Source organism: Acetomicrobium thermoterrenum DSM 13490, from assembly GCF_900107215.1.
GTDB lineage: Bacteria > Synergistota > Synergistia > Synergistales > Acetomicrobiaceae > Acetomicrobium > Acetomicrobium thermoterrenum.
Map to the genome: position 1 here is coordinate 223,960 of NZ_FNPD01000003.1, position 26,385 is coordinate 250,344.

The 26,385-nt window shown below is 45.1% G+C and carries 20 protein-coding genes, 3 tRNA genes, 1 pseudogene and 1 riboswitch; of the genes and pseudogenes, 2 read left to right on the top strand and 22 right to left on the bottom strand.

The window, feature by feature from the left end; translation table 11 throughout:
* Positions 1-36 precede the first annotated feature (36 nt).
* The 8 genes from BLU12_RS03950 to BLU12_RS03985 all read right to left on the bottom strand — a co-directional run bounded on the left by BLU12_RS03950 (position 37) and on the right by BLU12_RS03985 (position 10,162).
* On the bottom strand, positions 37-450 hold the full coding sequence (locus BLU12_RS03950; protein WP_091460736.1) for a cupin domain-containing protein: 414 nt from the start codon (positions 448-450) through the stop codon (positions 37-39).
* Entirely contained in the window at positions 447-3,242 is a 2,796-nt protein-coding gene (locus BLU12_RS03955) for a molybdopterin-dependent aldehyde oxidoreductase (RefSeq protein ID WP_091460738.1), read from the bottom strand. The genes BLU12_RS03950 and BLU12_RS03955 overlap by 4 nt, the downstream gene beginning before the upstream one ends.
* Positions 3,243-3,438: 196 nt before the next feature.
* A riboswitch (molybdenum cofactor riboswitch) is annotated at positions 3,439-3,564 on the bottom strand.
* A 278-nt stretch (positions 3,565-3,842) separates the two neighbouring features.
* On the bottom strand, positions 3,843-5,492 hold the full coding sequence (locus BLU12_RS03960; RefSeq protein ID WP_091460739.1) for a DNA repair protein RecN: 1,650 nt from the start codon (positions 5,490-5,492) through the stop codon (positions 3,843-3,845).
* Positions 5,492-6,373, bottom strand: coding sequence for an NAD(+)/NADH kinase (locus tag BLU12_RS03965; protein ID WP_091460741.1), 882 nt, complete (start codon positions 6,371-6,373; stop codon positions 5,492-5,494). The genes BLU12_RS03960 and BLU12_RS03965 overlap by 1 nt, the downstream gene beginning before the upstream one ends.
* 21 nt (positions 6,374-6,394) lie before the next feature.
* Positions 6,395-7,198, bottom strand: a complete 804-nt coding sequence (locus tag BLU12_RS03970) for a TlyA family RNA methyltransferase (protein ID WP_234945437.1) — start codon at positions 7,196-7,198, stop codon at positions 6,395-6,397.
* Positions 7,170-9,047, bottom strand: coding sequence for a 1-deoxy-D-xylulose-5-phosphate synthase (gene dxs, locus BLU12_RS03975; protein WP_091460744.1), 1,878 nt, complete (start codon positions 9,045-9,047; stop codon positions 7,170-7,172). Before dxs ends, BLU12_RS03970 begins: the two co-directional genes overlap by 29 nt.
* Before the next feature lie 3 nt (positions 9,048-9,050).
* Entirely contained in the window at positions 9,051-9,947 is an 897-nt protein-coding gene (locus BLU12_RS03980) for a polyprenyl synthetase family protein (RefSeq protein ID WP_091460745.1), read from the bottom strand.
* Positions 9,944-10,162 carry an exodeoxyribonuclease VII small subunit gene (locus BLU12_RS03985; RefSeq protein WP_009201106.1) on the bottom strand — a complete coding sequence of 73 codons (219 nt, stop codon included), beginning with the start codon at positions 10,160-10,162 and terminating at the stop codon, positions 9,944-9,946. Before BLU12_RS03985 ends, BLU12_RS03980 begins: the two co-directional genes overlap by 4 nt.
* Positions 10,163-10,258: 96 nt before the next feature.
* On the opposite strand from BLU12_RS03985, the gene rpmB reads away from it, so the two are divergent.
* The gene (gene rpmB, locus BLU12_RS03990; protein WP_071804931.1) at positions 10,259-10,453 is read left to right on the top strand and encodes a 50S ribosomal protein L28; all 195 of its coding nucleotides are present in this window, start codon (positions 10,259-10,261) and stop codon (positions 10,451-10,453) included.
* A gap of 20 nt (positions 10,454-10,473) precedes the next feature.
* Here the strand turns inward: rpmB and BLU12_RS03995 are convergent, their stop codons facing one another.
* The 14 genes from BLU12_RS03995 to BLU12_RS04060 all read right to left on the bottom strand — a co-directional run bounded on the left by BLU12_RS03995 (position 10,474) and on the right by BLU12_RS04060 (position 25,863).
* Positions 10,474-11,193 (bottom strand): thiamine diphosphokinase, encoded by a 720-nt coding sequence (locus tag BLU12_RS03995; RefSeq protein WP_234945438.1) that lies wholly within the window; start codon positions 11,191-11,193, stop codon positions 10,474-10,476.
* Complete coding sequence (locus tag BLU12_RS04000; protein WP_091460747.1) at positions 11,180-13,528, bottom strand: DNA translocase FtsK; 2,349 nt, start codon at positions 13,526-13,528, stop codon at positions 11,180-11,182. Before BLU12_RS04000 ends, BLU12_RS03995 begins: the two co-directional genes overlap by 14 nt.
* Positions 13,529-14,899, bottom strand: coding sequence for a TldD/PmbA family protein (locus BLU12_RS04005; protein ID WP_091460748.1), 1,371 nt, complete (start codon positions 14,897-14,899; stop codon positions 13,529-13,531).
* 2 nt (positions 14,900-14,901) lie between these two features.
* Positions 14,902-15,150, bottom strand: a complete 249-nt coding sequence (locus BLU12_RS04010) for a DUF4911 domain-containing protein (protein ID WP_091460750.1) — start codon at positions 15,148-15,150, stop codon at positions 14,902-14,904.
* On the bottom strand, positions 15,143-15,919 hold the full coding sequence (gene rlmB / locus BLU12_RS04015) for a 23S rRNA (guanosine(2251)-2'-O)-methyltransferase RlmB (protein WP_091460751.1): 777 nt from the start codon (positions 15,917-15,919) through the stop codon (positions 15,143-15,145). Before rlmB ends, BLU12_RS04010 begins: the two co-directional genes overlap by 8 nt.
* The gene (gene uvrA, locus BLU12_RS04020) at positions 15,916-18,756 is read right to left on the bottom strand and encodes an excinuclease ABC subunit UvrA (RefSeq protein WP_091460753.1); all 2,841 of its coding nucleotides are present in this window, start codon (positions 18,754-18,756) and stop codon (positions 15,916-15,918) included. Before uvrA ends, rlmB begins: the two co-directional genes overlap by 4 nt.
* A complete protein-coding gene (uvrB, locus tag BLU12_RS04025) occupies positions 18,716-20,740 on the bottom strand; it encodes an excinuclease ABC subunit UvrB (protein ID WP_091460754.1) in 2,025 nt (674 codons plus the stop codon). The genes uvrA and uvrB overlap by 41 nt, the downstream gene beginning before the upstream one ends.
* 120 nt (positions 20,741-20,860) lie before the next feature.
* On the bottom strand, positions 20,861-22,774 hold the full coding sequence (gene ftsH / locus BLU12_RS04030) for an ATP-dependent zinc metalloprotease FtsH (RefSeq protein ID WP_091460756.1): 1,914 nt from the start codon (positions 22,772-22,774) through the stop codon (positions 20,861-20,863).
* Between the two features lie 39 nt (positions 22,775-22,813).
* A complete protein-coding gene (gene hpt, locus BLU12_RS04035) occupies positions 22,814-23,350 on the bottom strand; it encodes a hypoxanthine phosphoribosyltransferase (RefSeq protein WP_009201116.1) in 537 nt (178 codons plus the stop codon).
* 5 nt (positions 23,351-23,355) lie between these two features.
* Positions 23,356-24,753: a tRNA lysidine(34) synthetase TilS gene (gene tilS / locus BLU12_RS04040; RefSeq protein WP_111089603.1), complete on the bottom strand. Its 1,398-nt coding sequence runs from the start codon at positions 24,751-24,753 to the stop codon at positions 23,356-23,358.
* Positions 24,754-24,830: 77 nt separating this feature from the next.
* Positions 24,831-24,907, bottom strand: a tRNA-Met gene (locus BLU12_RS04045).
* A 4-nt stretch (positions 24,908-24,911) separates the two neighbouring features.
* A tRNA-Met gene (locus tag BLU12_RS04050) sits at positions 24,912-24,988 on the bottom strand.
* Positions 24,989-25,018: 30 nt separating this feature from the next.
* A tRNA-Leu gene (locus tag BLU12_RS04055) sits at positions 25,019-25,105 on the bottom strand.
* A 62-nt stretch (positions 25,106-25,167) separates the two neighbouring features.
* Entirely contained in the window at positions 25,168-25,863 is a 696-nt protein-coding gene (locus tag BLU12_RS04060; protein WP_009201118.1) for a lipid-binding SYLF domain-containing protein, read from the bottom strand.
* Positions 25,864-26,192: 329 nt separating this feature from the next.
* On the opposite strand from BLU12_RS04060, the pseudogene BLU12_RS04065 reads away from it, so the two are divergent.
* Positions 26,193-26,385, top strand: a pseudogene (locus BLU12_RS04065) (ISLre2 family transposase); the annotation flags it as partial.

Sequence of the window (26,385 nt, forward strand, 5' to 3'; positions counted from 1 at the left end):
AATCTTACAAGGATATTTTTAATTTGTCAATGGGTCTTACTCGCTTTTTGCACGTTCCAATCTTGTCCTTGCGCGCTTGCCATCGGGATCTCCAAACCACGGCACTATGCAAAGGAACCTAAAGGGTTTGTCCGAGGCGTTTCCGTAGGAATGAGGAACGTTAGGCGGCACGAAGGCCCAGGACTTTTCGGGCAGGTCCCACGTCACTCCTTCTATGATGACCTGACCGTGTCCTTCTAGGGTGATCAGGTAGTGCGGCCATTCGTGTTGGTGTTCAGAGATCATCCTGTTTGGCGGAAGGGTAAAGAAACGGACGACGTAGTCATTGAAGAAGCGTCCGGGCCCGAAGACTATTCGTTTTACCACCCCTTCGCCAAGGGAAAAGGCCTTAAGTTCTGGGAGATCTTCCAACTTTCCTGCCAAAGGTTCCCTTAAATCTTCATCCCTCATTTTTTAGCCTCCTCCAAAGCTTTTAGTATCCTATCTGAAGTTGCAGGAATCGTCTTTAGCCTGATGCCGCAGGCGTTGTGTATCGCATTTATTATAGCAGCATGAGGTGCGGAGTGCGGAACTTCTCCCGTGCCGGAAGCGCCAAAGGGACCGAACTCCCTGGGAGATTCCATGTGTATCAGGCGGATATTGTCGGGTATATCCTTGATGTAAGGAAACCCGCAAGCTAATAGGTTGTTGTGCTTTTTTACGTCCTCGAAGTTTTCCTTCAATGCAAACCCTATGCCCTGGGCGATGCCTCCGTATAGCTGTCCTTCCACGACGGCGTAGTTATTGATCTTTCCCACGTCACATGCCAGCGTCATGCGATCGACCTTTACCTCTCCTGTCGTTACGTCCACCGACACTTCTGCTAAAAAGACGCCGAACATGTGGTTGGCAAAGGGATAGCCCTGTCCAGTCTCGTCGTCCATGCCCGTGCAGTGTTGAACCTCACCATTTACGTTTCGCAAGGTAGCTTTATAGTAGCCCTCGTAGTAAGTGGGTATGCCTTCGGCGATCATCTCGTCGTAGGTCCTGTACGTGCCGTCGGGCTTTCGCATGGCGTCAAGCAGTCTTCGGCAGCTGTCCATAATGGCCATCCCGACCATGACCTGAGAACGGCTAGCTGCTGCCGCTCCGCTGTTGGGCGCTTTGGCAGTATCGTTGCAGACAAGCTTTATCTGGTCAGGCCTTAAGCCCAATGGCTTTAGTGCTTCGTGTGCCGTGCCGACACAGCCCATGTCTGCTCCCTGTCCGTGATCTTCCCATGTGTTGTAAAGTATCACGCCGTCTTTGGTAAGCTCGATGTGGCTGTTTGCCTCGTCGGGGCCGTCGTCGTTTGAGTTGTAAATCCCTATGGCAACGCCCACGCCATGCTTTATCTTATCGGTTGACAGAGCGGCAGCTTGCTTTTTAGCCTCTTCGTAAAGTGGCCGTATATGGGTGACCATGGCCTGGAGAGGATAAACTTCCGGCCTTTGACCGCTCGGTAAGGTATCGCCAGGCTGGATTAAGTTCTTCTCGCGAAAATCCAAGGGGTCCATGCCGACCTTTTCAGCCAACATGTCTATGGCAAGCTCTCCTCCAAAGTAGGTTTGCGGTCCGCCGTAACATCTAAAGGCCGTGCACCATTTGTGGTTGGTAAAGACAGTGTAACCGCATCCGCGGATATTGTTTACTCTATATGAGGCAAGCATGAACTGTCCGCCCTTGTTGGTTAAGTCTTGGCTGGATTCGGAATATGGTCCATGGTCTACGTACCAGGTATGCTCTAAGCCTACCAGCTTGCCATTTTCGTCAGCTCCAACCCGAATTTTCATCAAAAAGGGCGACCTCTTGGGCGTGCGAACGATGTGCTCTTTCATGTCAAGCCTCATATAAACGGGTCTTCCCGTGGCAATTACGCAGGCGCCAATTAAGTGTTCGTTCGTGGGGCCGACCTTGTAGCCGAATGTGGCACCCATGTTATTTTGTATGACGCGTATCTTTGAAGGCGGCAATCCCAGACCGCGGGCTATCATGAGTTGATGGCGATACACGCAGATGCTTTTAGTCTGAAGCGTCAGACGACCTTCTTCGTCGAAATAGCCAAATCCGCAATCGGTCTCTATCGTCAAATGAGGTTGCCTCGAACTGTAAAATTCGTCTTCTACTACGTAGGGAGCTTTGTCTAAGTCTTCCTTTGGATCGTTGCCCTTCTTTATGGGCCTCTTGTTGAATACGTTAGGTATTCCGTCTATATCGGGTATATCCTCATGCACCTTTACTGCCCCAGGTGCCATGGCGTCTTTGACGTTTAAAAGCGCTGGGAGTTCTTCGATTTCTACCTTCACGGCATCGGCGGCGGCCCTTGCGTGCTCTTCCGTGTCGGCGCAAACTATGGCGACTGCCTCTCCCCACTGGCGGATCTTATCTCCTTCCTCTACGAGGATTCGACGTTCCCAGCCGTTGGTCGTGGCGGTCTTAGATCCCACCTGACCCCTTATTCTGTTCGTGCCCTTGTTTGCGTAGATGTCTTTTGCCGTCACGACCTTATATACACCGGGCATTTTTTCGGCCTCGAGGAAATCTATCTTTTTGACTATGGCATGGTGAGTTTCAGGGCATACGCAGGCGGCAAAAAGCGTCTCGTCAGGCAGCTTTAACGCTATGTCGTCACCGAAGTCCCATGTGCCGGTTGCCTTATATACCGCGCTTGGCCTCGGGTAATGGCTTCCCCATATTTTTCCATCTCGCGTCAGTTCCGAGAAATCCGTCATCTCCTCTTCGCCTCGCAAGACTTTAGTGGCAAGCATGACGGCATCTACGATCTGAACATAACCTGTGCATCTGCAGGCGTTTCGGTTCTTCTGAAACCAATCGCGCACCTCTTCGCGGGTTGGATTTGGGTTTTCGTCGAGCAAGGCTTTGGAGCTCATGATAAATCCCGGCGTGCAAAAACCGCACTGTATAGCTCCCGTCTTTACGTAAGCCCACTGAAGCGCGTGAAGCTTGTCGGGCCTTCCTAAGCCTTCAATGGTGAGAATTTCAGCGTCTTCCGGCACCTTATCCCATCTTACGATGCAGGAACGCACGAGCTTGCCGTTCATTATAACCTCGCATGCTCCGCATTGTCCCGATCCGCATCCAAGCTTTGTTCCCGTTAGCCCGAGTTGTTTTCGAATTATGTTGACCAGCATTGCGTCAGGTGAGGCAACTACGTGGTGGGGACATCCGTTGACCTTGATGCTTTTTCTCAAATACTGTTTCATGGTTTCCCTCCTCGTTTTTTCGAACGCCCTAAAGCTCAAATATGGCAAACTTCGACCCAAGTAACCTCCTTTCTTTAAATCAACTAATTTGCCATACCAGCCTTAAAGCATCTATCTAACGCTAAAGGAGGTTAAAAAAGCTGCCTCGCTTAAAGGAGGCAGCTTTTTGCTAAAGACAACTTACGATAGACGTAAGCTTTCTTTAACATTTCCTCCTTTCCAAACATGGGAGGCATCCTCGTTTCCAAAGATACCCATTGGCCAGAAACCATGGATCTCATGAAGGATCTTTAGGTTAAATGGCTCGGAGTTATTTGTATATTTTATACACGCAATCGTAACATCAATAAACATTTTATTCAAGATAGTTTATTAATTAAAAAGAAAATTTTTACCTATTACAATAACAATAAATGCAACATTGTTGCAAAATATGGCCGATTATGAAAGTTTCGCAAGATACATGAGCAGCTTAAAAATATAATACGAAAAGGAGCCTTACAGGAATGAAGTGTCAATGAAGGAATTGGCATTTTTCGTAGTATTTTACTTCAATTACTATAATCGTTAAATAGGTAAAATTATATAAGTTTTATAATATTATTCATCGCGAAGCCTGAGCAATCTCTCTGCGTGGACTACAGCTTCTTTTATTTCGCTAGTACCCGACAACATCCTCGCAATTTCCTGCACCCTTTCCTCTTCGTTTAACTCTTTAACGTAAGATTCCTCCCCCTCCTTTGTTACCCGAAAATGCTGGTCCGCAAGGGATGCGATGGTAGCCTCATGGGTTATGAGTATAATCTGGCATTTAGTCGAAAGCTCCTTAAGCTTAAGGCCGGCCAACAGAGCAGCCTTGCCTCCCAACCCGGCTTCCACTTCATCGACTATCAACAATTTGGGCAGGGTTTCCTCCGGTAATGCCATTTGCAGTGCCAACAAAATTCGACTCAATTCCCCTCCTGAGGCTATTTTGGAAATAGGTGACGGCACATTGCCGTTTGCCTCTATCATAAAACTGATCGATTCCGCTCCGCTGGATCGAACCTTCTTCAATTCCTCAACTTTGATCGTAAGCACAGTAGTCTCCATTCCAAGATCCTTTAAATGAGAATTGACGGCTTCTTCCAATTCCCTCGCTATTTTAATTCGAGAAGCGCGTAGATCAAGCGCGTGCTGGCTCACATCTTTTTTTAATTTACTTAGCTCGTCTTTTAATCTTTCCAGTTCGACGAGGCTTTCGGATAACCAGGATATTTCCTTTTGGGCGGTATTGTAATATTCTACAAGCTCTTCAATAGATGAGGCTTTAGCAATACGCTTGCACTTTCTAAGCTTTCCGAGTTTTGTCTCCAATTCTTCTTCTTTGTGCTGCAACTCTTCGATTGTTGGGGTGTTTTCGAGAACTTCTTGTATCTTATGAGTCAATTGTTGCAGGCTTATTAAAAGATTTTGAACAGTACGATCTATTTCTTCCGAATTCAAGATCGCTTTAAGCCTCCCTGAAATACTTTCCACCTCGCCCTCCAAACCGCCTGAGGCAATACCGCCTTCTATAGCAATTAATATCCTTTCCAGCTCTTGCCTTCGACTTATCTCGTCTCTTATCATCCTCAGTTCATCTTCCCATTCGTATTCGCTGGAAAGCGAGGGATTCAACGACTTCAATAAGTTGGTTAGCTCATCTGCACCGTTATATCTTTCCTCGACTGACTTACGCCTCTGAGTGAGCTCCTGAATACGCCTTTCCATTTCTACGGCCCTGTGGAATACCGTCGCCATATCCATCTTCTTTTGTTTCAATTCTAAGCCACCGTAACTATCGAGCAAGTCAAGCTGGCTGTTTTCGTCCAACAGATCCAATTGTGAAAATTGACTTTGAATATGGATAAAATGCACCATTGACCTGGAAAGGATGTTAAGCGGCACGACATGTCCCTGAATGTAGGATTTGCTTCGCCCCTCAGATGTAACCACACGCTTTACTACCCACATTCCCTCCTGAGGCTGAAGTTCCTCGGGCAATGAGGGAATATGATCAGCCTGAAAGGCTCCCTCCACCTCGCCGTTATCTTCCCCTACTCGTAAATAATTAGCCTGTGCCCTTTTTCCTGCCAATAATTCAAGGGCCCTCACTAAGCTGCTCTTCCCCGACCCGCTTTCGCCAGTGATGGCTATAAAGTTGCCCCTGAGCCTCAAAGATGCTGTAGTTATACCGCCTATGTTCTTGACATGAAGTTCTTCGAGCACTACCAATCCTCCTCGCCCTGACGCACGCTCACGTTGCCCCACTGCAATTTCTCCCTTAAAAGGTCGAAGTAATTATCTTCTTTGAGCTCGATCGTTGAAACGCACTTATCTCGGGCAATTGATATGTCTATCCTATCCTTAACCATTAGCTCGTAACCCAGTTGTCCGTCTTGAGTGAGATATATCTCCTTCTGATCGCTTTTGGGTATAAGAGATATTGTGTCCTCCGAACCCAGCACTAAAGGTCGGGCATATAGCGTATGAGGGCATATGGGAACCATGACCATCGCATTTACATGGGGAGGTAAAATAGGTCCGCCAGCTGAGAGAGCGTAAGCTGTAGATCCTGTGGGAGTCGATACGATAATTCCATCCGCGGGAAGCAGACTCAAAAAGTAATCGTTTACTCTCGACTCGACCTCGATCAACCTGGCAAGCGGTCCCTTGGTTATGACTAAGTCATTGAGGGCGTACAACACGTGAACAAGGCTTCCCTTTCGCGTCACGCTGCCCTTGAGAGCCTGACGCTTCTGTATCCTGCATGCCCCGGATAAGATCTTTTCAATTTCTTCTTCAGCATTATCTGGATTGCCCGTCACCAAAAAACCCAGACGCCCGACGTTAATGCCGTACAATGGAATGTCATAATCCATCACCATACGAGAAGCCCTGAGAAAAGTCCCATCTCCGCCAATAACAACGCCAAATTTCACCGGGTTGGTTTCAATGTTCCAATCGAATTCGGGCAATCCAAGCATGGCAGACTCGTGGGATGGAGCCACAAAGCCGATCGTCCTTTTTTTACCCCATCCTATCAACCTGTATGCCAGGTTAAGTGCCGTTGACTTTCTAGTATTCACAATTAAAAGAATTTGATCCATAAAATGTACCTCATTTCGACGTCAATTAAGTTCGTCATGGGCAGCAAGGACAGCTTCATTAAAGTTCAAAGGGCTTTGCTGTATTTTCCTGAGAGTCAAATGTAATAGAAATTCGATGTTTCCCTTTGGACCCTTTATTGGAGAATGCGTCAGCCCCGATGCATTAAAGGCGACATTTCGTTCTATCCACAAAATAAGATCGCGTAAAACTTCTTCGTGAACCTTTGGGTCTGCTACAACTCCGCCTTTACCAATCCTATCTCTTCCTGCTTCGAATTGCGGCTTCACCAAGGCTATTATATCTCCACTTTTTGACAGCAGGTCGACTAAGACGGGAAGTATTAACTTCAACGATATGAAGGAAACATCGACGGTAATTAAGTCGGCGTCCTCGTCAAAATCTTCTCTCCGCAAATATCTAGCGTTTGTCTTTTCCCTCACCACAACACGCTCGTCCTGCCTCAAAGACCAGGCCAACTGGCCGTAACCTACATCAACTGCATATACCTTTTTTGCGCCCCTCTCGAGCAATACATGCGTAAAACCTCCTGTGGAAGCGCCAATATCAATACAAACCAAACCTCCAGGATTCACGCCAAAAACGTCTAACGCCTTGAGTAACTTATGAGCTCCCCTGCTGACCCAACTATCCTGTTGGACTATTTCAATATCGCAATCTATGTCGACGAAGGTGCCAGCCTTTGAAACAAGCTCACCATTCGCCTTTACCCTTCCCGCTAGAATCAATGCCGCTGCCTTATTTCTCGTATCAACAAGCCCTCGATAGACGAGCAGTTTATCCAATCGCTCTTTCGAAGTGCTCACTAACCCTTTTCACCACCTCATCGCTGCTTAATCCAACATAACGAAGCTGTTCATCTCTTGTCCCTTGAGGAACATAAATGTCAGGAATTGCAATATGAATCCAATCCAGGCCTTTATTTACCTCATGGGCAAACTTGCTCAATTGTTCGCCTATGCCCCCTATACTGTAGGTCTCCTCGGCAATTACGACACAAGAATGGGCAGAAAACAACCTCTCAAGCGTCTCTAAGTCCAATGGCTTTATAAATCTCAAGTCAACCACAGTAGGATTGATGTGTAATAAATTATTGATTTTATCGCAAGATTCCAGAAGGATAGGTATAGTGCCTCCATAGCCAATCAAAAGGACCTCTTCCCCCTGTCTCAAGATTTCAGACCTTATCCATTCGAAGGGTTGATCCTCATCTCTTCTACCTAGAGAAAATGGGGCCTCTCCCTTTGGATACCTTATTATGGCCGGCAAAGCACTATGCTCAATCAAATTGGCGAATATATATTCCAAATCTATTACATCCCGGGGCGACGCAATGAAAAGTCCCGGGACCGATTTATACCAAGAGATATCGAGCAGCCCATGATGTGTTTCGCCATCCTCGCCAACAAGCCCGGACCTATCTAAGGCAATAAGAACCGGCAACCTTTGCATAGCTATATCGTGATATAGTTGATCTGCCGCCCTCTGTAAAAAGGTAGAATAAATGAAGACGACCGGTCGCAATCCTCCCGCTGCCAAGCCGGCAGCGTAGGTAAGCAAATGCTCTTCCGCAATACCTACGTCAAAAAATCTTCCGGGGAATTTCTTTTTAAATCCCGTCAAATTGCAACCTTCCTCCATTGCAGCGGTAAGACAAATAATTCTATCATCCTTTTCCGCAAGTTTCTCAACGCATTGAGCTGAAGCCTTGCTCCAGGATAAAGAGTTGGCCGAGGAATTCGGCTTTTTCGCAGACACTCCATGATATTTGGTTGGGTTTTCTTCGGCCGGAACGTAACCTTTGCCCTTTTGAGTTATAACGTGTATTAAGACTGATTCATCAAAGGCTTTGGCCAGTTTGAATACCTCTTCAAGCTCTTCTATGTTGTGTCCGTTGAAAGGTCCCCAATAGTTAATGCCCAAAGCTTCAAATATGTTGATCGGCTGAAACATTGTCTTTACCTGGTATTTCATCTTTTTTAACGCCTCTGCGACTAGAGCGCTACCCAAGGGCAATCCCTCGCAAAGCGACTTTATAGCCTCCTTTGCCCTTCTATACGAAGGATTAGTGCTCAGGTGGCTAAGGTGTTTAGCTAAACCGCCAATTGGAACATTTATGGACATTTTATTGTCATTTAAGATTATTATCACTTTTGTCTTAAGTTCATCGATCTGGTTTAACGCCTCAAAGGACATGCCATTCGATATGGAAGAATCTCCTACTACAGCAATTACCTCATGTTTTTGGCGCAAAAGATCACGAGACTTGGCATATCCCGTCGCGGCTGAAATGGACGTACCTGCATGGCCGGTGTTAAAGTGATCACAAGAGCTTTCCTCTCTTTTGGGAAATCCGCTAATTCCTTCCCATTGTCTCAGCGTGCTAAATCTATCCTTACGTCCCGTCAATATCTTATAGGTATAACATTGATGGCCAACATCAAAGACAATCTTGTCCTCCAATGGGTCGTAAACTGATAGCAGCGCAACGGTTAATTCGACAGTCCCCAGAGATGAGGCTAGATGTCCTCCGTTTTCCGTAGCCACATCTATAATCATTTGTCTTATTTCGTTGCAAAGCCGGCTCTTTTCTATATGCTTCAAATGGCGAAGGTCCCTGTAGTCTTTGATTTTACCTAAATAATTCAATGACAAGGCTTATTTAGACCTCCTCGCAATATATTCGGCAATATCTAGAAAAACTTCGAAATCAGGCCCTAATGGAAGAATCGAGTCTATTGCTTTTTTCGTTTCTTCCATGGCCAACTCTTTCGCTCTTTCCAACCCGTGAAGGGCAACAAACGTTAGCTTGCCCTCCCTAGCGTCCTTTCCTGGCGTTTTTCCAAGCTCTGAAATGCTTCCCGTTACATCGAGTATATCATCAATGATCTGAAAGGAAATGCCGAGATGTGTCCCATAATTATGTAAACATGACATTGTTTTTTCACCGGCTCCGACAAGTGCTGCCGAAGCGGTGATGGAAGCACGAAGCAAGGTGGCCGTTTTAAGCTCGCACATTTTCCACAAAAACTCCCCTTCTCCTTCGTGGCCTTCCTGTGTTATGTCGAGAGCCTGCCCTCCACATATCCCACAGGGTCCAATGGCATGGGAGAAAATTTTAAGGGCGTTAAGTATGTTCGATTGGGTAAAGCCAAGTCTCGGCAGTTCTTGCAAGCATAGTTCAAAGCCGTAAGCCAACAACGAATCTCCTGCCAAAACGGCCATTGCTTCGCCATATACTTTATGGTTCGTTAGTTTTCCACGTCTATAGTCATCATTATCCATGCAGGGAAGATCATCGTGAATTAAAGACGCAGTATGTGCCATCTCTATGGCGGCCGCTAAAGGCAACACTCCATCGGGGTCAATGCCAAGTTTTTCGGCGGTTATTTGAGACAGGACAGGTCTTATCCTCTTCCCTCCATTCAAAAGCGAATAGGCAATACATTGACACAAGACATCCGGAATCTCGTCATTGTTGAGTATATTCTCCAAATAGGCATCTATTTTTTCTTTTTTCGACTCAAAGATTTGTTTTAATTCAACATTACTCAATTTTCGCCCTCCTCTCGAGGTTCCCAAGGGGTCTCATCACCTTCTTCGCTTACAAGCATTATTTTTTGCTCCGCCTCGGCAAGATAGGCCTGACAACTTCTCACCAAGGCAACTCCCCGCTCAAATATACTCATAGCCTCCTCAAGAGGAAGCGCCTCCTTTTCCAGTCGTTGTATTATCTTTTCTAATTCTTCGATATCTTTTGAAAACGACATTTTCACTCCCCCAAACTGGACTTTACATTTGATTTTTTGCTCTCATACATGCTAAAATACCCTCGCCGTTTCATATTGCAAAGGAGGTAACTCACCATGTCTCGTGTATGTGATTGTTGTGGACGAGGTCCGATAACCGGGAATAAGGTTAGTCATTCCAATCGCAAAACCAGGCGTCGTTGGCTGGTAAATTTGCAGGTCGTTAACGTTGATCTCGGTGGTGGTATCAAGAAGCGGATGAAAGTCTGTACTCGTTGTTTGCGCTCCGGTTTGGTCAAGCGGGCAATTTAAAAGCCCGCTTTTTATAATATTCATTTTGGGTCCAGACATATATATACTCCAACACAACCGCTATCAACCTTTAAATCAACTTCTCGTTCATCGCTTACCAACTCGTTGCTGACGGCAAAGGGTTCATCGAGCCTCAACGTAGCATTATCCAGTTCCCATTTAACTTTTTTTATGCTAACCCCGTGAGAACACGGGGTTAAAGACAAAAGGGAGATAGCAAGAGGCTTATTGTTAAAATACAATTTCAATTCCTCACCGCCCCTTAACAGTATAAAGGATTCCTCTTCGTCAAGGAAACCAGCAGCATCCACTCCCCGTTTTTTTGCCCATTGCAAGCTAAAGATATTGCTCAAAGAGTGGTCCAGTCTGCCGCCTAATCCCGCCGTAACAAAGACAGATACCGACCTTCCGTAACTGCTGTAAATTTGCATTAGGGCAAGCTGTAAGTCGGTGTAATCTTTGTCTTTCGGATACCTGTAGACTTTTGCTCCAGCCTCCTCAGCCCATGCCCAATCTTCCAAAGGAGAGCTGTCTCCGTCGCCGACAATCGCTTTAGGTATGACATTAAGTTTTCTGCAATAGGTAACTCCTCTATCGGCTACCCAAACATCAAAACATCTCGTCGTAGCTTTCAGCCATGCGTCACTTGGAGGCTTTCCGCCTGCTATCAGCAAAACCTTGCAGTCACAAAAGGAGGGAGTTCTTAGCATCGAAAAAGATTTTACTTCAATCAATTCCACTGCTTTCACCACCCAACGCTTCGACCAAAACCTGCCTTGCCTTACCTTCATCGAGAAGTATTTCCCTAGGTTTAGATCCCTCCTGAGGACCAACTATGCCCAATTGTTCCATGGTATCGATAATACGTGCTGCCCTTGTAAATCCAATTCTAAGTTGACGTTGAAGCCTGCTGGCAGAGGCTATACCAGTCGCCAAGACAACTTCAACGGCCTCTTCGAGCAAAGGATCGTCCAAATAGGCAGCCTCATGGCTCGTCTGCCCCTCCTCCGATATGTTGATATATTCTGGCTCCCCAAAGATGTTAACGGTGTATTGTATAAAGCGATTTATAGTGTCCTCATCCACCCATGGAGCTTGAATTCTGACGGGTTTTGCGTACTTTGGAGACAGAAAAAGCATGTCGCCCTTTCCAAGGAGCTTCTCAGCCCCTCCTACATCGAGGATTGTTCTTGAATCAGCCTGGGATGGCAATGCGAAGGCAACTCGAGCTGGAATATTTGCCTTAATCAAACCGGTCACTACATTGACCGATGGTCGTTGCGTAGCCAAAATAAGGTGAATCCCCGTTGCCCTTGCCATCTGAGCTAACCTGCAAATATAATCTTCTACTTCTTTAGGCGAAGTCATCATTAAGTCTGCCAATTCGTCTACTACAATCACGATATTGTAGAGCCTATCCTTCGGCAAAACCTTCTCGTTGTAAGACACGATATTTCTTACTCGTGCTTTTGCAAAGAGATCGTATCTCCGCTCCATTTCGTTAATAGCCCAAGCCAGAGCAGCCACTGCCTCCTTTGTCTCCACTATTGGCGATGCCAAGACATGAGGAAGCTTTTCGTAAAAGGTCATCTCTACTCTTTTGGGATCTATGAGAAGCAGTTTAACTTCATCTGGACGCCTCTCGAAGCACATTCCTATCAAACAAGAGGAAATAAAAACACTCTTACCCGATCCGGTTGTTCCCGCCACGAGCAAATGAGGTAGGCTCTCAAGTCCAACCACCATGGGAGTGCCGTCTACGTTCAAACCAAGCGGTAAAGGCAATTCATATTTTGAATGAGTAAAGTTAGGAGACTCTATGACCTCTCTCAAATGTACAGCCCTTCGCTTAGGGTTCGGTATCTCTATGCCCACATAAGGTTGTCCCAGTATCGGAGCTTCCACTCTGAGACTGGGAACTGCTAAAGCCAATGCCAGATCGTTCGACAAAGCCGCTATCCTGCTGACTTTTATTCCAGGTGCTATTTGTATACGAAATTGAATTACCGTAGGCCCCTGTACTATATCCGCTAACTCCGCTTCTATTCCAAATTCGGCCAAAGTATCGACTATCTTGGTCCCGTATCGCTCCAACGTGGGCTTGATATCGGCAGTTATGTCGTTGTCAACGGCTGCCCCCAATATATCCAAAGGTGGAGGAAACTTCCCAGGTTCCACATCGGGAGGTAACACAAAACCATCTTCAGCGTCGTCGACTTCAAATGCATTAAAGCCAGCTTCGCTAATTTCGGAAACAATATCATCTGCTCTTTCCCCGATTTCAGACGATAGAGGAAGCTCAATATCGGCAACTCTTTCGCTTGCCTCTTTGGTATGATCTCGAAAATCGATCGCATCATGGGACTGAAACCCATAATCGATGGATTCGGATTTGTCACGTCTGCTACTCTTTCCGAATAAAGATAGATAAAAATCTTTTAATTTACAGCGAAGCCTTGAAAAAGGTAATTTCAAGGCTGAAATGAACTCCGTGAAATCTCCCTTTCCATGGAGAAAAAAAAGCATGATTGCCAACATCAATCCAAAAAGAGAAATACCAAGAGGTCCAACGCTTTGAAGCGATATTGATGCAATAAAATAACCCCAGGTTCCGCAAAAGGTTATATCAAAAGTGTTTGGATTATTTATGTATACCAAACCGAGGAATAGCTCGAGAATCAAAAAAGACAAAAACACTATACCAGTTTGAGTCAATAGGGCCGAAACCTTTCGCTTAGCCAAGAGCACAATACATATATAACTTAAATAAAACAGCGGAATTAATGAGGCAAGACCCCATTTTCCAGTTAGAAACTCCTTTGATCGCTCGCCTATAAAGCCTGTCCATGGAGTAAATATGCTTGTAATTAGGTAAATAGTGACGAAAAGAAGAAGGATCAAAAGAAATTCGAACATCATGGTTGCTCTTTGCATCCTAACACGGCATCTCTCTTCGTTAAAAAAGTCAACAAAGGCTGCTTTCAGGGTATGAGTCAATCCGCCTACCCGCTCTTTAATTCCTCTTTTATTCGTTTTTGACCTGCCTTTTGTCTTTCTCGAATAGCGGTCTGACATTTAAATATCGCTTCCTCCTACGACTAGCTCCTTTACGAGAACGGTTGGCTGGCCATCCGTCACTGGAACGGATTGGCCGTTTTTTCCACAAAAGCCGACATCAAGTTCTAGATCGCTTCCAACGGCCAAAATATCTTTCAACACTTGAGGTCCGTTCCCAACCAGGATAGCACCTTTTACCGGAACGGTTATCTTCCCATCCTCGATGAGGTATGCCTCTTCCACATTAAAGACAAAATCACCAGTTGTGGGATCCGTCTCACCGCCACCCATCTTTTGAGCGTAAAGCCCGAAAGAAACTCGCGAGATGATTTCCCCCTTTTCCATATTTCCCGGCAAGAGAAAGGTATTTGACATCCTGGTTATGGGATAAGAAGTATAGGATTCCCTTCTTCCATTGCCAGTCAGGGGAAGTCCCCACATTTTATTACAAAATACGTCTGCCATATACGCCTTTAATATTCCATCTTCGATCAAGATAGTCCTTTGGGCAGGCGTGCCCTCATCGTCAAATTTATACGACCCAAAAGCACCTTCGATAGTGGCATCATCTATTAATGTAACAGCCGGATTGGCAACCACTTCACCAATCCTATCTTTAAAAACGGAGCGATTTTTATAGACTATATCGCCTTCCAAAGCATGGCCACAAGCCTCATGAATCATCGTCCCCCCTGCCTCTCCTGATAGAACTACAGGTACCTTCCCTGCCGGACAAGGAGAACATTCTGGACCAAGCAAGGCCCTTTTGGCAGCTTTTAAAGCTGTTGACATTGTATCCGTTCTTTCTAAAAACTTTGCAAAGGGAAGGCTGAATCCTCTTGACTCGTACCCCGAAAAGAGCTTGCCGTCCTTTTCCACGACGATGTGGGCAGAAAAGCGAGATGAATACCTGGTATCTCTAACTAAATCTCCCCGACTGTTAATGATAGTTATTTCTTTTTCAGAGGTACTCAGCCTTAAGGTTACCTTTTTTATATATTTACTTTCTTTTACGAGATTATGATGTATTTCCCTTAACATAGCGCTATCAATTTGTGCATTCGTAAGCTGTTCCTGTTTTACAAGGGGTTCCGGTGCAGGCATGGGTAAGGGACAATTGATATTTATCGTTTTAATGACATCATCAACTAGCTTTACTGCCACATCGGACGTAATACCGTGAACGTGACCATAGTGAGTCATTCCATCGCTTAGGAGACGAAATCCGCTACCTCCGGCGCTTCCTGATGTTATCTCTTCAGTTCTGCCATCTTCAACAGATATGCTATGGCCAAAAGAACTCTGGATATAAAGATCGCAAAAAATATCTTTTTTGCGTCCCAAGGATATTAGTGCTTCGGCAAGAGCATTAATAGACAAAGGGATCACCCCTATTCAATTCTTATACTTCCGCCTGCGACCTGAAAATCATCTATTTCGCTTCTAAGCAACGATATCAACTCATAAACCTCTTCTTCCATATCGCCGGCATAATAAAACCAGACATGCCCATCGGGTGCTTCTTCTTTTCTGACATACCCTAAGTTATCATAACCGTCTACAACAGCACTCAAATAGAAAATATCGGATTCGTTTACGCGCAGCAAAAGTTTACATAGAGCCGATTTGTATTTAACCATCCCTACCTTCTTCGCCTTTGACAACGCTTCTCATCCATTCATACATGCCTATGCTTGCCGCTACTGCAGCATTTAATGACCCCGTCTTCCCAAACATAGGTATAGATCTTATATCATCGCAAGCCCTCGCAACGATCGGAGAAATGCCAGCCTCTTCCGAACCAACCACCAGGGTGAGCTTACCTCTGATTGAAGGCTCATCCCAGAGGTATCTGTCAGCTCTCTGGTCCAACCCCACCACCCACATCCCGTTTTCCTGCAGCCTCTTTATAGCACTCACCAAGTTGCTCACAGAAACCATCATAACACGCATACTCGCGCCGGCACTACTTTTATGCACCGCACTGCTTGGATAAGCACTGTTGCGCTTTGGGAAAATCACACCCAAAGCCCCAAAGACTTCTGCGCTCCTGATTATAGCTCCAAGGTTGTTAGGATCTTTTATTTTATCTGCAACTACAACAAGGGGGTTATCCTTTTTTTCTGTTATTCTGTCTATCAATTGATTGATATCACCCAAATTTCCTTGGGAAATATAGGCTAATACCCCTTGATGAGAGGCCCCTCCCGATACTCTGTCGAGAGTTTTATTATCTACCCTAAGAACAGGAATGCCATTCTTGCGTGCCCTATCGTAAATGTCATCAACAAGCTTTTTGTTAATTCCTTCTGATATCAATATCTTATGACAACGATGCGGCGATTCCTCCAAAAGAGCTATCACAGGATGGCGCCCGTAACATATATCTTCGATGCCGGAGTCTCTCATGATACTAAATACCTTCCCCCTCTAATATCTCCCAAAAAGGAAGATAAATATTTGCCTGTATAGCTACGTTCGTTCTCGGCCAACTCTTCAGGCGTCCCCACAGCAACCACGTAGCCACCGCCATCTCCGCCTTCCGGTCCCAAATCAACTATGTAGTCACAGGAGGCAATAAAATCTAAATTGTGCTCTATCACCACAACTGTGTTACCTTGATCGACCAATCTATGCAAAAGTAAGAGCAACTTTTTTACATCGCTATAATGCAATCCTGTTGTCGGTTCATCCAAAAGATATAGGGTGGAACCCTTGAATTGCTTGGCAAGCTCTGTGGCGAGCTTAACCCTTTGAGCTTCGCCTCCGCTCAAGGTAGGTGCTTGTTGACCGAGACGTATATAACCCAATCCGGCCTCTTTTATGACGGAAAGTTTCTTTTCGATCTTCGGAATATCCTTAAAGAACTCGCAGGCCTCATCTACCGTCATATCGAGAACGTCAGTTATGTTTTTACCTTTAAACTTTACTTCTAGGGTTTCCCTGTTGTAGCGTTTCCCCTTACATACTTCACATGTCACGTAAGCATCGGGCATAAAGAGCATGGGAACGCGCACTACTCCTTCTCCCTTACAGGCTTCGCATCTGCCGCCTTTGACGTTAAAACTAAATCTCCCCATAGAATAACCTCTCAGCTTGGCTTCCGGAAGCATGGAGTAAAATTCCCTTATATGAGTAAAGACGCCCGTGTACGTTGCAGGATTAGACCTTGGCGTCCGGCCAATAGGGCTTTGGTCAATGAGAACAACATTTTGAACTTGAGAGTACCCTTCGATAGTTCTATGTTTGCCCACTCTTGCCCTAAAATCGCTATCTATAAGTTTTTTGATGCCTTTAAATATTATTTCATAAAGCAAAGTACTTTTGCCTGATCCAGAAACTCCGCTTATACAGACCAGGCCGCCCAGCGGAATCGAAACATCAATAGATTTTAAGTTATTCTCTTCGGCTCCGAAAATCTTTATATATCCTTTTGGCTTCCGCCTGCTGTTGCCGGGAGGGAAGACAACGCCAGAACTTTCTCCACGTAGGTAGCGGGCAGAGAGACAGCAGGAATTTTTAATCTCATCGCTAGAACCTTCAAATACAATCTCTCCCCCTCTCTCTCCTGCCTCCGGGCCCAGCTCTATGATATGATCTGCAGCCATCATTACTTCTCTGTCATGTTCAACGACGATAATGCTATTGCCCAGATTTTTTATCGATTCCAACGTTTTTAGCAACCTGTTTGTATCTCTAGAGTGAAGTCCGATAGTCGGCTCGTCCAATACGTAGAGGACTCCAGTCAACTTCGATCCTATTTGAGTAGCAAGGTGAATTCGCTGGCTTTCCCCGCCGCTCAAAGTATCAGCCCTTCTATTTAACGTCAAATAGCCAACTCCTACATCAACGAGAAAGGAAAGTCTCTTAAGTAGTTCCTCGACGACAGGACGTACAACTTTTTCCCCTTTACTCTCCTCTGATCTTATTTTGTTAACTACATTGACTAAATTAGCGATCTGCATTTCTACCATGTCACCAATTGTATAACCCGCTATCTTGACCGCCAAAGCTTCCGGTCGTAGTCGCTTTCCACCACAGCTTTCGCATATATCTTCCGTCCTGAATTTGGAAAGTTCCTCTTTGACGTTGTCCGACTCAGTCTCTCTCCAGCGTCGTTCTAACCAAGGAATTAAACCTTCATATCGCCCCATATAAGTAAATTCTTCGCCATGTTCTCGATATGTCATTGGGGCTCTATCGTTTGAACCGTTTATTACCGTCTCTACGACATATTTGGGCAATGACTTAAAGGGGAGGTCTAAGTTCCATCCCTTCTTTTTCGCTATAGCCTCCAAGCGCCTTAACATGTAATGATTTTTGCCCCAAGGTATAATGGCACCTTCTAATACCTTTCTTTCAGGATCTATTGCAAGTTCTTTAGAAAAGTACTCATAACTTCCGATTCCCGAACAAGAGGGGCATGCGCCATAGGGACTATTGAAGGAAAAAAGCCTGGGCTCTATTTCCGGGATTGATATTTCGCAATCGGGGCACACGAATTTATTGGTTAACAGTTCCTCCTCTATTTCGTCTATTAGAAAAAGAACGAACCCCTCGGCCAATTCGAAGGATTTTTCAACAGCCTCGCTCAAACGATCTCTTCTGCTTTCATGGGCTTTTATACGATCCAAAACAACTTCTATATTGTGTTGTCTGTTTTTATCAAGAGCTATTTCCTCTTCAAGCCAAAAAACCTGACCATCAACCCTAACTCTTACATAACCTGCTTGTCGTAATTTTAAAAAGAGATTTTTGTGTTCTCCTTTTTTCCCCTTGACCACTGGAGCAAGTATCGTAAGCCTTCTATCCTTCCATTTATTCAAGACCAAGTCTACTATTTCGTCCACAGTATAGCGATGCACTTCGTGACCGCATATGTGACAATATGGCACTCCTGCTCTGCCATACAAAAGTCTCAAATAATCGTAAATCTCGGTAACTGTTCCAACTGTAGAACGTGGATTGTGAGATATTCCCTTTTGTTCTATCGATATAGCCGGCGACAAGCCGGATATGTCATCTACATCAGGTTTATCTTGCATACCTAAAAACTGCCTCGCGAAGGCCGACAGAGATTCGACATACCTGCGTTGGCCCTCTGCATATATGGTATCAAATGCCAGCGACGATTTGCCCGATCCCGATGGCCCTGTTATCACCACCATTTTGTTTTTGGGGATATTGACATTTATGTTTTTTAAATTATGCTGTCTTGCTCCTTTTACGATTATGTACTGTTCCACGCGTAATTTTTCCTCCCTTGATATCGCTGATCAAATCTCGCAATCTCGCAGCCTCTTCGAAGTTAAGTTTTGCAACAGCATCCCACATCATGCGCTCCAGCTCTTCGAGAGACACTTCGCTGGGCCTTGGAACCGTCCCGTCATCTCCTTCGCCCTCACTCTTTTCCAAGAGCTCTTCCGGCAAAAGATGTACAATGGGTTTAACGATGCTCTTTGGCTCAATACCATGTTCGATGTTAAAAGCTTCTTGTATTTTTCTTCGACGTTTTGTCTCGCTTACCGCAACCTTAATGCTTTCCGTCATTTCGTCGGCATAGAGAACTACCGTACCTGCCGCGTGTCTTGCTGCCCTTCCGATCATCTGAATAATCGAGCGAGAAGAACGCAAGAAACCTTCTCTGTCTGCATCGAGTATGGCCACTAAGCTTACCTCGGGAAGATCAAGACCCTCTCTCAATAAATTTACTCCCACCAAAATGTCAATGGTGCCAATCCTGAGATCACGAAGAAGCTCGGCCCTTTCAAAGGCATCGAATTCAGAATGGATGTACTTCACTTTATATCCCAATCCAGCAAGATATTCCGCCAAATCCTCAGCTGATCGCTTTGTCAAAGTATTGACCAATACTCTCTTGTTTTCCTTCAGACATACTTTAAGCCGACAGAGTAAATCGTCTAGTTGATTTTTTGCAGGAACTACCTCTACTTTGGGATCTAAAATCCCTGTGGGCCTAACAAGCAGCTCAACTACCTGTTCCGATGTCGATAATTCATAATCTCCGGGGGTTGCCGACACGAAAATTACTTTTTTCATATATTCTTCGAATTCCTCCCACCGGAGTGGTCTGTTGTCGAGACAGGAAGGCAATCTGAAGCCATGTTCCACCAGCGTCTTCTTTCTTGAAATATCGCCATTGTACATCCCTCTGATTTGAGGAACGGTTATGTGAGATTCATCTATTACCATAACAAAATCGTCAGGGAAGAAATCCAGAAGGGTTCCCGGCGGTTCCCCCGGATTTCTGCCATCTAGATGTCTTGAATAGTTCTCTATACCTGAACAATAACCTACTTCGGACAACATTTGCATATCATAACGAGTCCGAGTCGACAAACGCTGCGCCTCCAATAGTTTACCCTCAGATTGAAGCTCCGCTACACGGAGATCCAATTCTTCTTCAATTGCTTTTAACGCCTTTTTAATTGAATCATGGGTTGTAACGTAGTGTTGGGCGGGAAATACGGCAGCGCAATCCTTTTCGACAATTGTCTTACCCCATAAGGGGTCAATCTCCTCAATTCTCTCTATTTCATCATCAAAAAAGAAAACACGTAACGCTGTATCGCTATAAGCTGGATAAACTTCGACTACATCGCCTCGTCCACGGAATGTCCCAGGCTCTAACGTCGTATCGTTACGCTCGTAATAGTTGTCGAGCAATCTCTTGAAGAAGTCCTTTCGGTTAATATTATCGCCGACAGAAAATCTAAAGATTGCTTCTTCGTAGGACTTTCGCCTACCCAAACCGTATATACAGGACACACTTGCGACTACAATAACATCTCTTCTTTCCAGCAAAGCCTTAGTTGTAGCCAATCTCAATTTTTCGATCCTTTCGTTTATAGAAGCGTCCTTTTCTATATAGATGTCCTGCGATGGTAAATATGCCTCGGGTTGGTAGTAATCATAATAGCTAACGAAATAATGGACTTCGTTATTAGGAAAGAAATCCTTAAATTCACTGTATAGCTGTGCAGCTAGCGTTTTGTTGTGAGCTATTACCAAGACCGGCCTTTGGATCTTCTCGATCACATTCGCTATAGTGAAGGTTTTTCCGCTTCCCGTAACTCCAAGGAGAGTTTGATACCTCATGCCCTGCTTCAAGCCTGAAGCCAATTTTTCTATGGCGAGAGGCTGGTCTCCAGCCGGTTTCCAGGGAGCTACTAGCTCAAATTTTTTTTGGCCTTCTCCTTGGTACTTCATTTTTACAAAAACCACCTCATGTATATTATCAAGAAAAAGCATGACGCGCAGGATTATCTACGCGCCATTATCTAGTATATCTAAAGCATCCTATCCACAGTCAGTGATGTCAAATTATACCTATGCCGGATCTATCCTAGGTTCAAGCTGAAGTGACGTTTTTTTCTCAACAGCTTGTGCCGCGGCAACTGACTCGGCATCAGCATCTCCCTCAGAACGATTCGTCACTTCATCAAGTTTTTCGTTGATTAAGCTATCTAATTCTTCGCCCTCCAAAACTTCTTTTTCCAGTAAAACCTCTGCAATTTTTTCAAGTACCGAGTCATGTTTAACCAAAAGATCTCTAACTAACTCGTAACAGTCGTCAATGATACGCCTGACTTCTTGGTCTATAGCGTATGCTATCTCTTCGCTGTAATTCCTATCTTCGACTATATCTCTTCCAAGAAATATCTCGTGTTGTTTTCGTCCCAATCTAACCGGACCCAATCGTTCGCTCATTCCGAATTCGGTGACCATTTTCCTGGCTATTTGGGTAGCGCGCTCTAAATCGTTCTGGGATCCCGTAGTGATATCGTCGCTCTTGAGCTCCTCGGTTACTCTTCCGCCCAATAAAACACATATTTGATTTAATAGCTCCTTTTTGGATATGAGAAAGCGATCTTCTTCGGGCAGTTGCATAGTATAGCCCAAGGCCTGATGCCCCCTGGGTATTATGGAGACTTTATGCACGGGATCGCAATCAGGCAAAAGCTTGGCCACAAGAGCATGACCCGACTCGTGTAATGCTATGACTCTTTTTTCCTTCGGGCTTATAACCCTGCTCCTGCGTTCCGGCCCGGCTATTACTCTGTCTATGGCCTCTTCAAACTCCTCCATCGTTATTTGCTTCTTATTGCGCCTTGCAGCCAATAAAGCTGATTCGTTAACCAGGTTAGCTAGATCGGCACCAACAAATCCTGGAGTCCTTTTTGCTATAATTTCCAAATTTACATTGGGATCCACTTTTTTGTCTCGTAAATGAACCTTAAGTATGGCCAGTCTTCCATTGAAATCAGGCCTGTCGACGACGATCTGACGATCAAACCGCCCGGGTCGAAGAAGTGCGGGGTCCAATATATCGGGCCTGTTGGTCGCTGCTATTACGATTATTCCCGTCGACGCATCGAACCCGTCGAGCTCTACGAGCAATTGGTTTAAGGTTTGCTCTCTCTCATCGTGCCCTCCTCCAAGCCCAGCTCCTCTATGCCTTCCGACGGCATCTATTTCGTCTATAAAGATAATACAGGGCTGATATTTCCTGGCCTGCTCAAAAAGGTCCCGAACCCTGGCAGCTCCGACGCCAACGAACATCTCCACGAAGTCCGAACCGCTAATGCTGAAGAAGGGTACATCTGCCTCCCCTGCTACAGCTCTAGCCAATAAGGTCTTGCCCGTACCGGGATGCCCTAGCAGAAGAACTCCTCTGGGTACCCTAGCACCCAGGGCAGAAAATTTTCTTGGATTTCGCAAGAACTCTATAACCTCATGCAACTCTTCCTTAGCTTCGTCGCAACCCGCAACGTCATCGAAGGTTACCTTAGGACGATTATCCAAGAACATCTTTGCCTTGCTTTTTGCGAAGGACATAACTTTGCTTCCCCCGCCTTGCATGTGATAGAGAATGAAAATCCATGCACCTATCAAAAGAAGGGTTGGGAATAGGGAAGAGACCATCCCAGACCACCAAGGAGCCGCTTGTGGTGGTTTGACTTCCACGTTAACACCCCTTGCCGCTATCTCCTTCGCTAAATCTCCCACTCCAACGGCATAGGTATTAAACGCTCTACCATCCTTTAATTTACCCGTAATGCTGGATCCATCTATGGCAACCTCCGTAACGTTGCCCTTATCAACTTGTTCAAGGAACTCTGAATAAGATAGCGGCGCAACATCACGAGTTTGCTGCATTGGAGTTATGAACATGTTGACCAGACTAACTACGAGCACTATCAATATCAAATACAACCCTAAGTTTTTCATCATTCTATTCAATCTATTACCACCTCTTTACCCTAAAACACGCTTTCCGCCTCATATAGAGGGCCTTACGACATATATTGACGGCAAATTTCTCCACAATCCCGCATAATCCAAGCCATATCCTACTACAAATTCATCGGGAATTGTAAATCCGCAATAATCGATATTTACCTCTGACTGATGCCTCTCCGGCTTATCCAAGAGAACGCATATCTTCAGTCCTCTCGGTTCCCTTTCCATCATGATTCTTGACAAATAAGAGAGCGTCAATCCCGTGTCCATGATATCTTCTACGATCAAAACCTCGCATCCCTTGATATCGGTATCTATATCCTTGATAATTCTCACGATTCCGCTTGTCTTTGTAGAGGCACCATACGACGATACAGCTAAAAAGTCAATTTTCACCTTTACTGAGCTGTCTATATTTCGAACTAGATCTGAGAGAAATATAACTGCTCCTTTGAGAACGCCAACAATTATCAACTCTTTGCCTGCATAATCTTTCGATATCTGCCGACCCAATTCCATTACCCTTTTTTTAATTTCTTCTTCGCTAATTAGAATTTCGCTCAACTCATACGACATAAATGCTACATCCTTTCGTCTTTCTGGTAATGCACTTTTATCTGAACGGCTCTCGATGAAGGCCATATTACATTTTTGCCCTTGCCTTCACCGTATATCGGTACCCACCACATTTTACAACTTAAAATGAATATTGGCCATCCTCGTTTGGCCCACCAAGACATAAATTCCAGGTTCCAACCAAAAGTTTTGCGAGCCTTAATAGCAGACATAACCCTAATAACAGCGCTCTCTTGATTGTCAATTATAAGACGACATTGATGAGTGCCAAATTTGCTTTGAGTGAACTTGCCCTCTAAAAGCTCCCAAGAAATTTCCCAACCATTCCAAGGAAATGTTCCGTTCGGCCTCGATTCCAAATCTATTGAGACATCGATTAATCTATCATTAACATCCCAGTCAAGCCAAGCAATGAAATTTTTATCTCCACAAACCTCAACTTTGCCCTCCCACTGAAACCTCCAATTTATCTTATCTTTAATGAGCTTGAGCAACAATTCCGTTCTGTCGCTTGAAAGAGTGGTTAAATGCAAATCTCTTTGTTGTCTGCGCAGACATTCTGTTATTTGTAAAGCAGGAAGATTCAAAGACCGCAGGGCCTTCCTGTCCCAAAGAGCCTTCGTATAAGGAAGAGGTTTTATCCCAACGAGGCCATTAATTTTAGCGGCCTCGTTCTCGAGCAAATTGGCCGTTTCGAAAGCTTGCCTGGAAAGAAAGGCGATATGTTTTCTAATCTTTGGGTTATACTCCCTTTCGAGCAGAGGAATCAGTTGTAATCTTATCTTGTTTCTAGCGTAATTGACATCTACATTGGTAGAATCCTCTCTCCAGTTGATACTAAGCCCCTCGAGGAGGTCGGTTATTTCCCTTCTGGTAAAATCTATCAAAGGCCTTACTATATAACCGCGCTTTTCCGGAATACCTTGCAGACCCCTCAATCCGGTACCTCTTATTACGTTAAATATAACTGTTTCGACAAGATCGTCGTTATGATGGCCCACGGCAATGTATGCAGCTTTATTTTCGCTCCTAATTTTTTCAAGGAATTCATAACGAAGTCTACGAGCGGCTTCTTCGATGCCTTCTCCTTTTTGACGCAACTGAGGTACTGGGACGCTTTCCATAAAAAAGGGGCATTGAAAATTGAAGGCCAAATCACGCACGAATACAGCATCCTCGATCGATTCCCTGCCCCTTATTCCATGTTCAAAGTGGGCTACGATAACCTTACCTCGCCAGAGATTAACGAGCATCCAGAGGAGTGCCACCGAGTCCGGCCCTCCCGATATGCCGGCCACTACCGAATCAGCGATGTTCCACCATCCTTGTCGTTCTCCTGTAGCCTTGAATTTAGGATAGTACCGACCCATGATCCATTTAGGAATGTCTTTCGATAAATACACCTTTATAATCACCTGTGAGGTTAAAAAGATATAACATGGGCGGGGTAACAGCCCCGCCCATGTCGAACGCTAAATTTTGGTGGCGGTGAGTGGATTTGAACCACTGACCCTGCGGGTATGAACCGCATGCTCTCGCCAACTGAGCTACACCGCCAAATTGGTTGCGGGGGCAGGATTTGAACCTGCGACCTTCGGGTTATGAGCCCGACGAGCTACCGGTCTGCTCCACCCCGCGATATCACCTACGATTACCCTGGACGCCAGATGGTGCCGGGCGCGGGACTTGAACCCGCACGGACCTTACGTCCCCGGGATTTTAAGTCCCGTGCGTCTACCATTCCGCCAGCCCGGCTGGCAAGAAACATTATAGGAATATGCGGAGCAGTAGTCAAGGGGAGGTTTCGTCAGTTTTTATTATTTCTTTGCCATCGCCATCAATTTATTTAATTCTTTGACTAGTGGCTGCACATCGCTCTTCGTAGCCCTCTTTTTCAAAATCTCCTCAGGTGTCAACTCTTTGCCCCAGTATGCTATGTTGGCATTCTCGTCCGTATCAACAGATCCTCCGCTCAAGGAAACCCCTGCAAAAGCTCCCTTGGCGATCGAATAACTGTAAATTGAATTCGTTGCGGCGCCCGCTCTGCGACCAGCAGGACCGGCTGCCACGGAAATATCCGCACCCAGGCTAACGTGTTCTTTTTTTAAAGCTTCCAGTCCGGCATCGTCCATTATAACTAATATCAAGCTCGTCGATTGAACCCCTATCTGAAGTCCTACGGATATGCCGCCAATACTTAAAAACGAAGGTCCGTACCATTGGTTCGTATTCGGATCCCTCCTTAACATCAATCCCTCGCCGAATTCAGCTCCAAATACAAACCCCGCCTTTGTAACGTTAGGGAATATTGCAATACCTTTGGAATCTTTAAGCAGGTCCGTCAATCCTTCTACATCGCTTTGCCTTCCCATTTCTTGCAGCAGTTCGGTCGATAAAGTTATCCTCTGTTCGGGCGTCTTGGCCCAAGCACCAGAGCCAATAAAAACTATGGAAAGCACAGACAACAAAACAACCACAACAATTTTAAAGTTTTTATATTCAACCTTTACCATCACCTTACCTCCCTCTCCCTTTTAATATTATTTACTTTTATTGTACTACACGACAGCATCTCTATTTTCATTGTAACTACCTATCCGCATATCCGTCATATATCTGAGTTAAACAATCATATTTACAGGTATTAATATAGTGTTGTTTGATCTAAATAATAACAATATACTAGAAATATATTATATATTAACCATCCTAAAAAATAGCCGTGAGTTGGTGCCGATCGCGTAAAATATTTGTAGGAGATTTTCAGAGGTAAAAAGAAAGGGACCCCTCCTTTTGGTAGAATCTTTGTAGCACACAAAAACTCATAAAGGAGGGTCCCAACTTGAACAAGGATATTTTACTACAAATAGCAATAAACTTCATCAAGGAGTTGCTTGAATTCTTCGGTGATTCCGAGGTCAGGACATTAGCGGAAATTGAAGACGAAATCTCTCGGATCATGAAGGCCTTCATCCGAGAACTGATAAAGGCTTACTTCGAGCTTGCAGATGAGGCCATATTAAAGGACAAAACAT

Bases quoted from the DNA above. Each gene is read 5' to 3' on its own strand.
- rlmB (WP_091460751.1), bottom strand. From the start codon at position 15,919: ATGAGAGACTCCGGCATCGAAGATATATGTTACGGGCGCCATCCTGTG.
- BLU12_RS04060 (WP_009201118.1), bottom strand. From the start codon at position 25,863: ATGGTAAAGGTTGAATATAAAAACTTTAAAATTGTTGTGGTTGTTTTG.
- BLU12_RS03955 (WP_091460738.1), bottom strand. From the start codon at position 3,242: ATGAAACAGTATTTGAGAAAAAGCATCAAGGTCAACGGATGTCCCCAC.
- BLU12_RS03965 (WP_091460741.1), bottom strand. From the start codon at position 6,373: ATGGATCAAATTCTTTTAATTGTGAATACTAGAAAGTCAACGGCACTT.
- BLU12_RS04000 (WP_091460747.1), bottom strand. From the start codon at position 13,528: ATGTCAGACCGCTATTCGAGAAAGACAAAAGGCAGGTCAAAAACGAAT.
- BLU12_RS03950 (WP_091460736.1), bottom strand. From the start codon at position 450: ATGAGGGATGAAGATTTAAGGGAACCTTTGGCAGGAAAGTTGGAAGAT.
- uvrB (WP_091460754.1), bottom strand. From the start codon at position 20,740: ATGAAGTACCAAGGAGAAGGCCAAAAAAAATTTGAGCTAGTAGCTCCC.
- hpt (WP_009201116.1), bottom strand. From the start codon at position 23,350: ATGTCGTATGAGTTGAGCGAAATTCTAATTAGCGAAGAAGAAATTAAA.
- BLU12_RS03985 (WP_009201106.1), bottom strand. From the start codon at position 10,162: ATGTCGTTTTCAAAAGATATCGAAGAATTAGAAAAGATAATACAACGA.
- rpmB (WP_071804931.1), top strand. From the start codon at position 10,259: ATGTCTCGTGTATGTGATTGTTGTGGACGAGGTCCGATAACCGGGAAT.
- BLU12_RS04010 (WP_091460750.1), bottom strand. From the start codon at position 15,150: ATGGTTAAATACAAATCGGCTCTATGTAAACTTTTGCTGCGCGTAAAC.